Source organism: Acinetobacter larvae (genome assembly GCF_001704115.1).
GTDB lineage: Bacteria > Pseudomonadota > Gammaproteobacteria > Pseudomonadales > Moraxellaceae > Acinetobacter > Acinetobacter larvae.
In genome coordinates this window covers 3,084,589-3,097,240 of the sequence record NZ_CP016895.1, presented here as the reverse complement: position 1 = coordinate 3,097,240, position 12,652 = coordinate 3,084,589, and the positions used below count along the sequence as shown (strand labels likewise).

General features: G+C 48.4%; 1 protein-coding gene. It reads left to right on the top strand.

Going from position 1 to position 12,652, the window contains the following annotated elements; genetic code table 11:
• Nucleotides 1-372 precede the first annotated feature (372 nt).
• Nucleotides 373-12,651 (top strand): Ig-like domain-containing protein, encoded by a 12,279-nt coding sequence (locus BFG52_RS13780; protein ID WP_157758116.1) that lies wholly within the window; start codon nucleotides 373-375, stop codon nucleotides 12,649-12,651.
• Nucleotide 12,652 lies beyond the last annotated feature (1 nt).

Below are 12,652 nucleotides of genomic sequence, written 5' to 3'. Positions count from 1 at the left end.
CTGCTGATGAGCAGCCTTTATTTTTTGATTTTTATTTATATTGTTTTAGATTTTATTTTAAGATTCAATTTAGTTTGTTTGCTGCTAATAATTATAATTAAATACCGTGTGTTGTTATTTTTGCTATTTTAAAATAGATGGTTTTGTTTCTGGTATTGCTGTTATAACTAATTGATTTGTAATAATTTGATTGAATATTTTTTTTATTAATTCTTTTGTTAAACAATATGTCTCATAACATGTTTTTGTTTTGTCTTTTTTTAAACTATTGTCTATGTTCAGACCGTAATGGCTGATTGTTTGGTTTGTTAGTTTATGAAAATCAATAATTTTAAGTATTGACTTCCATTAATTTAAATTTTGGGAACGATTATGTCTGAGATAAAAGTAATATCAAAAGAAACACATAAAGTACTAGAAAGCGTTAGTGGAAACACTGTAAGCGTTTCAGAAGCATCTGTAGTACTGATAAAGATGAATAAAGACGATGTTGCAGCGATTGGTCGAGAAGCGAACAATGCTGTGATTACTTTAAAAAATGGTGAAAAAATAATAGTCGAAAACTTTTTTACCGATGCAAGTGCGCAAACTGAAAATAGTTTGGTATTTGAAGATGATCAACAAAAACTACTTTGGGCACAATTTACCGATGCTAATGGTGCAGTACTTGAAAATATAGAATTAAGTTACATCAATAGTATCGAGCCTTTGCTCTATCATGATGCAAGCATACCGTGGGCTTGGTTGGCATTACCTATTGCAGCTGGTGGTGTGATCGCTTGGGCTGCGAGTGATGACGATGATGATAAAAATGATAATACTACGCCGAATATAGATACGCAGGCACCGGATGCGCCAATTGTTAAACCTGTGAATGGCAAAGATCCCATTACAGGAACGGCAGAGCCGGGCAGCACAGTGACGGTGACGTATCCCGATGGCTCCACTGAAACAGTGGTTGCCGGTCCCGATGGTAGTTGGTCGGTGCCGAATCCAGGTTTAGGTGATGGTGATCAAGTCAAAGTGACTGCTACAGATCCTGCGGGCAATACTTCACCTCCAACCAATGTTATTGTCGATGCGGTTGCACCGGCAGCACCTATTATCAATCCTATCAATAGCACAGACCCTATTAGCGGTAGCGCAGAGCCGGGTAGCACGGTGACCGTGACGTATCCTGATGGCACCACTGAAACAGTAGTTGCCGGTCCCGATGGTAGTTGGTCGGTTGCCAATCCCGGCTTAGGCGATGGCGATCAAATCAAAGCCACTGCCACAGATCCGGCAGGAAATACATCTCCGCCAACAACAGCAGTGGTTGATCTTGGCGACACCACCGCACCGGCAGCACCGGTGATTAACCCAGTCAATGGCACAGATCCGATTACAGGTAGCGCAGAGCCGGGTAGCACAGTTAAAGTGACTTTCCCTGATGGCTCAACCGAAACAGTGGTTGCCGGTTCCAATGGGAGCTGGTCGGTTGCCAATCCGGGTAACTTAGATGATGGTGACCAAGTCAAAGCCACCGCGACCGATGCCGCGGGCAATACTTCTGTTCCTGCAACAGCAGTGGTTGAGTTAATCGACACCACCGCACCGGCAGCACCAGTGATTAACCCAGTCAATGGCACAGATCCGATTACAGGTAGCGCAGAGCCGGGTAGTACAGTTAAAGTAACTTTCCCTGATGGCTCAACCGAAACAGTGGTTGCCGGTTCCAATGGGAGCTGGTCGGTTGCCAATCCGGGTAACTTAGATGATGGTGATGAAGTCAAAGCCACCGCGACCGATGCCGCGGGCAATACTTCTGTTCCTGCAACAGCAGTGGTTGAGTTAATCGACACCACCGCACCTGCAGCACCGGTGATTAACCCAGTCAATGGCACAGATCCAATTACGGGTAGCGCAGAGCCGGGTAGCACAGTTAAAGTAACTTTCCCTGATGGCTCAACCGAAACAGTGGTTGCCGGTTCCAATGGGAGCTGGTCGGTTGCCAATCCGGGTAACTTGGATGATGGTGACCAAGTCAAAGCCACCGCGACCGATGCCGCGGGCAATACTTCTGTTCCTGCAACAGCAGTGGTTGAGTTAATCGACACCACCGCACCGGCAGCACCAGTGATTAACCCAGTCAATGGCATAGATCCGATTACAGGTAGCGCAGAGCCGGGTAGCACAGTTAAAGTAACTTTCCCTGATGGCTCAACCGAAACAGTGGTTGCCGGTTCCAATGGGAGCTGGTCGGTTGCCAATCCGGGTAACTTGGATGATGGTGACCAAGTCAAAGCCACCGCGACCGATGCCGCGGGCAATACTTCTGTTCCTGCAACAGCAGTGGTTGAGTTAATCGACACCACCGCACCGGCAGCACCAGTGATTAACCCAGTCAATGGCACAGATCCCATTACAGGGACCGCAGAGCCGGGTAGCACAGTTAAAGTGACTTTCCCTGATGGCTCAACCGAAACAGTGGTTGCCGGTTCCAATGGGAGCTGGTCGGTTGCCAATCCGGGTAACTTGGATGATGGTGACGAAGTCAAAGCTACCGCGACCGATGCCGCGGGCAATACTTCTGTTCCTGCAACAGCAGTGGTTGAGTTAATCGACACCACCGCACCTGCAGCACCAGTGATTAACCCAGTCAATGGCACAGATCCCATTACAGGGACCGCAGAGCCGGGTAGCACAGTGACCGTGACCTATCCAGATGGTTCAACCGAAGATGTGGTTGCAGGTCCTGATGGCAGTTGGACCGTACCAAACCCGGGTAACTTAGGTGATGGTGATGAAGTCAAAGCCACTGCCACAGATCCAGCCGGTAATACATCACCTGAAACGGTTGCGACCGTTGATGCTACAGCACCAACAGCACCGTTGGTTGATCCAGTGAATGCCACAGATCCAATAACGGGTACTGCAGAACCGGGTAGCACAGTGACCGTGACCTATCCAGATGGCTCAACCGAAGATGTGGTTGCAGGTCCTGATGGTAGTTGGACCGTACCAAACCCGGGTAACTTAGGTGATGGTGATGAAGTTAAAGTCACTGCTACTGATGCAGCGGGTAATACTTCCCCTGAAACGGTTGCGACCGTTGATGCAGTTGCACCTGCAGCACCGTTGATTGATCCAGTGAATGCCACAGATCCAATTACCGGTACCGCAGAGCCGGGTAGCACGGTGACCGTGACCTATCCAGATGGCTCAACCGAAGATGTGGTTGCAGGTCCTGATGGTAGTTGGACCGTACCAAACCCGGGTAACTTAGGTGATGGTGATGAAGTCAAAGCCACTGCCACGGATGCAGCCGGTAATACGTCACCTGAAACAGTTGCGACCGTTGATGCAGTTGCACCAACAGCACCGTTGGTTGATCCAGTGAATGCCACAGATCCAATAACGGGTACAGCAGAACCGGGTAGCACAGTAACCGTGACTTATCCAGATGGCTCAACCGAAGATGTGGTTGCAGGTCCTGATGGTAGTTGGACAGTAGTGAATCCGGGTAACTTAGGTGATGGTGATGAAGTTAAAGTCACTGCTACTGATGCAGCGGGTAATACGTCACCTGAAACGGTTGCGATCGTTGATGCTACAGCACCAACAGCACCGTTGATTGATCCAGTGAATGCCACAGATCCAATTACCGGTACCGCAGAGCCGGGCAGCACAGTGACTGTGACCTATCCAGATGGCTCAACCGAAGATGTGGTTGCAGGTCCTGATGGTAGTTGGACCGTAGTGAATCCGGGTAACTTGGTTGATGGTGATGAAGTCAAAGCCACTGCCACGGATGCCGCCGGTAATACGTCACCTGAAACGGTTGCGACCGTTGATGCAGTTGCACCTGCAGCACCGTTGATTGATCCAGTGAATGCCACAGATCCAATTACCGGTACCGCAGAGCCGGGTAGCACGGTGACCGTGACCTATCCAGATGGTTCAACCGAAGATGTGGTGGCGGGTCCTGATGGCAGTTGGACGGTAGTGAATCCGGGTAACTTAGGTGATGGTGATGAAGTCAAAGCCACTGCCACGGATGCCGCCGGTAATACGTCACCTGAAACGGTTGCGACCGTTGATGCGGTTGCACCAACAGCACCGTTGGTTGATCCAGTGAATGCCACAGATCCAATAACGGGTACTGCAGAACCGGGTAGCACAGTGACCGTGACCTATCCAGATGGCTCAACCGAAGATGTGGTTGCAGGTCCTGATGGCAGTTGGACGGTACCGAATCCGGGTAACTTAAGTGATGGTGATGAAGTTAAAGCCACTGCTACTGATGCAGCGGGTAATACATCACCTGAAACGGTTGCGACCGTTGATGCAGTTGCACCTGCAGCACCGTTGATTAACCCAGTCAATGCCACAGATCCAATAACGGGTACAGCAGAGCCGGGTAGCACAGTGACCGTGACCTATCCAGATGGTAGTAGCGTCGATACGCTGGTAAACCCAGATGGTACATGGTCGGTCTCGAATCCGGGTAACTTGGTTGATGGTGATGAAGTCAAAGCCACTGCCACGGATGCAGCGGGTAATACGTCGCCTGAAACAGTTGCGACCGTTGATGCAGTTGCACCTGCAGCACCGTTGGTTGATCCAGTCAATGCCACAGATTCAATAACGGGTACTGCAGAACCGGGTAGCACAGTAACCGTGACTTATCCAGATGGCTCAACCGAAGATGTGGTTGCAGGTCCTGATGGCAGTTGGACCGTACCGAATCCGGGTAACTTAGGTGATGGTGATGAAGTTAAAGTCACTGCCACGGATGCAGCGGGTAATACGTCATCTGAAACGGTTGCGACCGTTGATGCGGTTGCACCTGCAGCACCGTTGGTTGATCCAGTCAATGCCACAGATCCAATAACCGGTACCGCAGAACCGGGCAGCACAGTGACTGTGACCTATCCAGATGGCTCAACCGAAGATGTGGTTGCAGGTCCTGATGGCAGTTGGACCGTACCGAATCTGGGTAACTTAGGTGATGGTGATGAAGTCAAAGCCACTGCCACGGATGCAGCGGGTAATACGTCACCTGAAACAGTTGCGATCGTTGATGCAACAGCACCTGCAGCACCGGTGGTTGATCCAGTGAATGCGACGGATCCAATTACCGGTACCGCAGAGCCGGGTAGCACAGTGACTGTGACCTATCCAGATGGCTCAACCGAAGATGTGGTTGCAGGTCCTGATGGCAGTTGGACCGTACCGAATCTGGGTAACTTAGGTGATGGTGATGAAGTCAAAGCCACTGCCACGGATGCAGCGGGTAATACGTCACCTGAAACAGTTGCGATCGTTGATGCAACAGCACCTGCAGCACCGGTGGTTGATCCAGTGAATGCGACGGATCCAATTACCGGTACCGCAGAGCCGGGTAGCACAGTGACTGTGACCTATCCAGATGGCTCAACCGAAGATGTGGTTGCAGGTCCTGATGGCAGTTGGACCGTACCAAACCCGGGTAACTTGGGTGATGGTGATGAAGTTAAAGCCACTGCCACGGATGCAGCGGGTAATACGTCACCTGAAACGGTTGCGACCGTTGATGCAGTTGCACCTGCAGCACCGTTGGTTGATCCAGTGAATGCCACAGATCCAATTACCGGTACCGCAGAACCGGGTAGCACAGTAACTGTGACCTATCCAGATGGCTCAACCGAAGATGTGGTTGCAGGTCCTGATGGTAGTTGGACCGTAGTGAATCCGGGTAACTTAGGTGATGGTGATGAAGTCAAAGCCACTGCCACGGATGCCGCCGGTAATACTTCACCTGAAACAGTTGCGATCGTTGATGCAGTTGCACCAGCAGCACCGTTGATTGATCCAGTCAATGCCACAGATCCAATTACCGGTACTGCAGAGCCGGGCAGCACAGTAACCGTGACCTATCCAGATGGCTCAACCGAAGATGTGGTTGCAGGTCCCGATGGCAGTTGGACCGTACCGAATCCGGGTAACTTAGGTGATGGTGATGAAGTCAAAGCCACTGCCACGGATGCCGCCGGTAATACGTCACCTGAAACGGTTGCGACCGTTGATGCGGTTGCACCTGCAGCACCGTTGGTTGATCCAGTGAATGCCACAGATCCAATTACCGGTACCGCAGAACCGGGTAGCACAGTGACCGTGACCTATCCAGATGGTTCAACCGAAGATGTGGTTGCAGGTCCTGATGGCAGTTGGACCGTACCAAACCCGGGTAACTTAGGTGATGGTGATGAAGTCAAAGCCACTGCCACGGATGCAGCCGGTAATACGTCACCTGAAACAGTTGCGACCGTTGATGCAGTTGCACCAACAGCACCGTTGGTTGATCCAGTCAATGCCACAGATCCAATTACCGGTACGGCAGAGCCGGGTAGCACAGTGACTGTGACCTATCCAGATGGCTCAACCGAAGATGTGGTTGCGGGTCCTGATGGTAGTTGGACGGTAGTGAATCCGGGTAACTTAGGTGATGGTGATCAAGTCAAAGTTACTGCCACAGATGCAGCCGGTAATACGTCACCTGAAACGGTTGCGACCGTTGATGCTACAGCACCTGCAGCACCGTTGATTGATCCAGTGAATGCCACAGATCCAATTACCGGTAGCGCAGAGCCGGGTAGCACGGTGACTGTGACCTATCCAGATGGTTCAACCGAAGATGTGGTTGCAGGTCCTGATGGTAGTTGGACAGTAGTGAATCCGGGTAACTTGGTTGATGGTGATGAAGTCAAAGCCACTGCCACGGATGCAGCGGGTAATACGTCACCTGAAACAGTTGCGACCGTTGATGCAGTTGCACCAACAGCACCGTTGGTTGATCCAGTCAATGCCACAGATCCAATTACGGGTACGGCAGAACCGGGTAGCACAGTGACTGTGACCTATCCAGATGGCTCAACCGAAGATGTGGTTGCGGGTCCTGATGGTAGTTGGACGGTAGTGAATCCGGGTAACTTAGGTGATGGTGATCAAGTCAAAGTTACTGCCACAGATGCAGCGGGTAATACGTCACCTGAAACGGTTGCGACCGTTGATGCTACAGCACCAACAGCACCGTTGGTTGATCCAGTGAATGCCACAGATCCAATAACGGGTACAGCAGAACCGGGTAGCACAGTAACCGTGACTTATCCAGATGGCTCAACCGAAGATGTGGTTGCAGGTCCTGATGGTAGTTGGACCGTAGTGAATCCGGGTAACTTAGGTGATGGTGATGAAGTTAAAGTCACTGCCACGGATGCAGCGGGTAATACGTCACCTGAAACGGTTGCGACCGTTGATGCGGTTGCACCTGCAGCACCGTTGGTTGATCCAGTGAATGCCACAGATCCAATAACGGGTACTGCAGAACCGGGTAGCACGGTGACCGTGACCTATCCAGATGGCTCAACCGAAGATGTGGTTGCAGGTCCTGATGGTAGTTGGACCGTACCAAACCCGGGTAACTTAGGTGATGGTGATGAAGTTAAAGTCACTGCTACTGATGCAGCGGGTAATACTTCCCCTGAAACGGTTGCGACCGTTGATGCAGTTGCACCTGCAGCACCGTTGATTGATCCAGTGAATGCCACAGATCCAATTACCGGTACCGCAGAGCCGGGTAGCACGGTGACCGTGACCTATCCAGATGGCTCAACCGAAGATGTGGTTGCAGGTCCTGATGGTAGTTGGACCGTACCAAACCCGGGTAACTTAGGTGATGGTGATGAAGTCAAAGCCACTGCCACGGATGCAGCCGGTAATACGTCACCTGAAACAGTTGCGACCGTTGATGCAGTTGCACCAACAGCACCGTTGGTTGATCCAGTGAATGCCACAGATCCAATAACGGGTACAGCAGAACCGGGTAGCACAGTAACCGTGACTTATCCAGATGGCTCAACCGAAGATGTGGTTGCAGGTCCTGATGGTAGTTGGACAGTAGTGAATCCGGGTAACTTAGGTGATGGTGATGAAGTTAAAGTCACTGCTACTGATGCAGCGGGTAATACGTCACCTGAAACGGTTGCGATCGTTGATGCTACAGCACCAACAGCACCGTTGATTGATCCAGTGAATGCCACAGATCCAATTACCGGTACCGCAGAGCCGGGCAGCACAGTGACTGTGACCTATCCAGATGGCTCAACCGAAGATGTGGTTGCAGGTCCTGATGGTAGTTGGACCGTAGTGAATCCGGGTAACTTGGTTGATGGTGATGAAGTCAAAGCCACTGCCACGGATGCCGCCGGTAATACGTCACCTGAAACGGTTGCGACCGTTGATGCAGTTGCACCTGCAGCACCGTTGATTGATCCAGTGAATGCCACAGATCCAATTACCGGTACCGCAGAGCCGGGTAGCACGGTGACCGTGACCTATCCAGATGGTTCAACCGAAGATGTGGTGGCGGGTCCTGATGGCAGTTGGACGGTAGTGAATCCGGGTAACTTAGGTGATGGTGATGAAGTCAAAGCCACTGCCACGGATGCCGCCGGTAATACGTCACCTGAAACGGTTGCGACCGTTGATGCGGTTGCACCAACAGCACCGTTGGTTGATCCAGTGAATGCCACAGATCCAATAACGGGTACAGCAGAACCGGGTAGCACAGTGACTGTGACCTATCCAGATGGTTCAACCGAAGATGTGGTTGCAGGTCCTGATGGTAGTTGGACGGTAGTGAATCCGGGTAACTTAGGTGATGGTGATGAAGTCAAAGCCACTGCCACGGATGCCGCCGGTAATACGTCACCTGAAACAGTTGCGACCGTTGATGCAGTTGCACCAGCAGCACCGCTGATTGATCCAGTCAATGCGACGGATCCAATTACCGGTACTGCAGAGCCGGGCAGCACAGTAACCGTGACCTATCCAGATGGTTCAACCGAAGATGTGGTTGCAGGTCCCGATGGCAGTTGGACCGTACCGAATCCGGGTAACTTAGGTGATGGTGATGAAGTTAAAGTCACTGCCACGGATGCAGCGGGTAATACGTCACCTGAAACGGTTGCGATCGTTGATGCAGTTGCACCAGCAGCACCGTTGATTGATCCAGTCAATGCCACAGATCCAATTACCGGTACGGCAGAGCCGGGCAGCACAGTAACCGTGACCTATCCAGATGGTTCAACCGAAGATGTGGTTGCAGGTCCTGATGGTAGTTGGACAGTAGTGAATCCGGGTAACTTAGGTGATGGTGATGAAGTCAAAGCCACTGCCACGGATGCAGCGGGTAATACGTCACCTGAAACGGTTGCGACCGTTGATGCAGTTGCACCTGCAGCACCGTTGATTGATCCAGTCAATGCCACAGATCCAATTACCGGTACCGCAGAGCCGGGTAGCACAGTGACCGTGACCTATCCAGATGGTAGTAGCGTCGATACGCTGGTAAACCCAGATGGTACATGGTCGGTCTCGAATCCGGGTAACTTGGTTGATGGTGATGAAGTCAAAGCTATTGCCACAGATCCAGCAGGTAATCCATCTGATACAACCACAGCTGTGGTTGATTTGGCGCCAATTGTTGACGGATTAACGACAACATTTATATTGGAGACGGATACAGCAAACGGTGTTCCTGCATCTGGTTTTACCACAACCATTACTGATAGCAATGATGATTTAATTACGCGAGATAATACACCAACAGCTGTAAATGGAGAGTTAAGCAATGCCTTGGCTGCAGGTGAAATGTTGCAAATTTCTAAAGATGGAGGCGTTACTTGGGATGATGTGAGTTCATTGGTGGGCACAAGTTGGAGTTATACCTTATCTGATGTATATACCGCGGATACGACATTAAACTTTAAATTGCGTGTCCGGAATGAATCAGGAGCCTCTAGTGATTTGAGTACAGAGGATCGTACAGTTGTGATTGATGTAACATCACCTGATGCTCCAACCATTGCGCCAGTTATAGACACACAAACGGATAGTTCAGTTTCCAATAACTTTAGTCATAGTACATATGGTTTATTAGAAGCAGGGACTACAATCGCTTTAATCAACGATGTCAATAATAATGGTATGTGGCAGGAAGGGATAGATACTGTAATTGCCAGTGCTATTGTGAATAGTGATGGAACATGGAGTATTGATACGACATTGCCTGATGGCGCATTGAACTTAGCCTTTATGGTTTGGGATAAAGCAGGAAATATTTCCAGTCTAAGTCCAATTACACATACTGGAGTCGGATCAAGTACGACAGGAAGTAATGAAACGCTTACAGGCTGGGGAGGAACCGCGACAAATACCAGCGATGGTATGAATTTAGCAGCTGTTGCTTTAAGTTCAGATGGTAATTGGAACTTCTTCCAAGGGGTAACAGCACCAAATGGAACAAATGCTTATGCTGGTCGTATCTATGAAATTAAAGGTGATGAGTATACTTCAACGTATTTAGCTCAACCCACTGTTGCGAATGGTGCTGGCGGTGGTTTAAATGGTGGCGCAACTACATATGGTCATTCATTAACTTCAGCTGTATTTTTAGACATTAATCGAGATGGTTTAATGGATGTAATGTCACAGGTGAGTGACTATACGACAGGACCAACAACAAGATCTACAGCATATTGGGTTGCTCAAGAGGATGGCAGTTATCAACCAATGGTTTTAGTCAAAGGACAATTAAATCATTTAGGTGCTGTTGTTGCTTATGATCGAACTGGTGATGGATATTTAGACTTCGTTTTTGGAGATTCTGCTCCAGATTCTATGACATTTATTAAAAATGAGAATGGAATATTGTCAGTAGAAAATGGTAATGGCAGTGGCGGAGCTTATGATTTGCCACCATCTAAGGCATTTGTTGTGGAAAATGGCTTAGGTACAGGAACAGTCTCAGGAACGGCTCTACCCAATAACTTTAATATGTTCAAAAATATCTCTGGTGTAGATTTAGATAATAATGGTGCTGTCGATCTCTTAGCTCATGTGAGCTATAACGATGCATCTAGAGTTGGCAATTTATCTCGCGGCTTAGGTATTTTATATAATTCAGGAGGGAGTGATGGCTTTACCTATATCAATAAACCAAATGTGTATTTGAATGATGGTGGATCACAAGATGCTCCTAATTTATTAACTTCAATGACATATGCAGATTTTAATGGAGATGGCTGGCTTGATCTTTATATCAATAAAGGAAGCAAGGGAAATGCTAACTCAGATGAAAGTCGCATTTATCTTAATGATGGCAAAGGTCAACTGAATGCGACTGATGCAGATGCTTTATGGTTTGGAGATAATTCGCCTGGAGGAACATCATTTGCCGTAGACTGGAATCTTGATGGTAAAGTGGATATTGTTGAAATTCCTGTTGCTGGCGTTGGAACTGCATTTGCACCCACACTTTATACCAATACCGGTACGAATGTTTGGGGGGCAACGGGTTCAGTAACGACTCTGGGAGCGGTTTATAGTGATATCACTGGAGCTGTTGCAGTAGACTACGATTGGGATGGTTCTGTCGATTTAGTTCTGTATCGTTCAGGTGTAAATGCACAGGTTGGAGCGACAGATAATTCAGCTCCAACAGTTCTTATTCATAATACAAATGTAGCTGCAGATGGTACCAGCCTCCATATTCGTATTTTAGATGGTATGGGATTTAATAGTTATTATGGCAATACCGTTAAACTATATAACTCTGCTGGAGAATTGGTATCGACTCAGGTGATCAATGCGCAGTCTTCAGCATCAACGGATAGTACGGGTATTGTCAATTTTTATGGATTAGATCCGAATGACACTTATTCCGTTCAGTTATTACGTAACATCAATGGTACGATCGATAATGTTGCAGGCGTTGCCAATCTAGGAGGATATGCAAATAACACGATTAATCAAAGTTGGACAGACATAAAAGCAGGTAAAGCCAATGAAGCCATTATTTTAACAGCAGAGTCTGATACAGCTGTGAATAATAGCCAAGATATTGCAACAGGTATTGTTGGTACAGGCTATAATGATCATTTTTATGCGTCCCTTGGTAATGATCACTATAATGGTGGTGGCGGATGGGAAATTGATGCTGCCGGTAATAAGACATGGGTTGCCGATGGTGGTCTAGATGTCTTGGATTACAGCAAACTCAATACCAATATTACAGTAGATATGCTTGCTGGTACCGTAACAAAAGTCATTGCCGGTGTAACGACAACAGATACCTTTGTTAATATTGAAAAAATTATTGCAGGTAGTGGTGATTCTATCTTTAATAGTTCTACGGCAAATGAAGTCTTTAGTGGTGGTGCTGGCAATGATACCTATAATTTAGCTGGAGTCGGAGGGGGGCAAGATACAATTTATCTGGCCTTACTCAATGCCGCAGATGCTACTGGTGGCAATGGTACGGATGTTGTCAATGGCTTCCATGTTGGTCAAGTTAGCTCAGATGTTGATGCAGATATCATCGATATCCACGAATTACTCAGTGATTATAACGGTACAGCTGGATTGTATACGGATAGTGATGGAGTAAAACTTGATTATGCATCATCGACTTTGAATGATTATTTAAAAGTAAGTAATGATGGAACCAATACCAGCATTGCAATCGACCGCGATGGTGGGGGTGATCAATTTACGACAGTACTCACCTTAAACGGAGTTCAGACGGACTTGGTTGAGTTACTTTATAATAATCAGTTAGTCATATAGT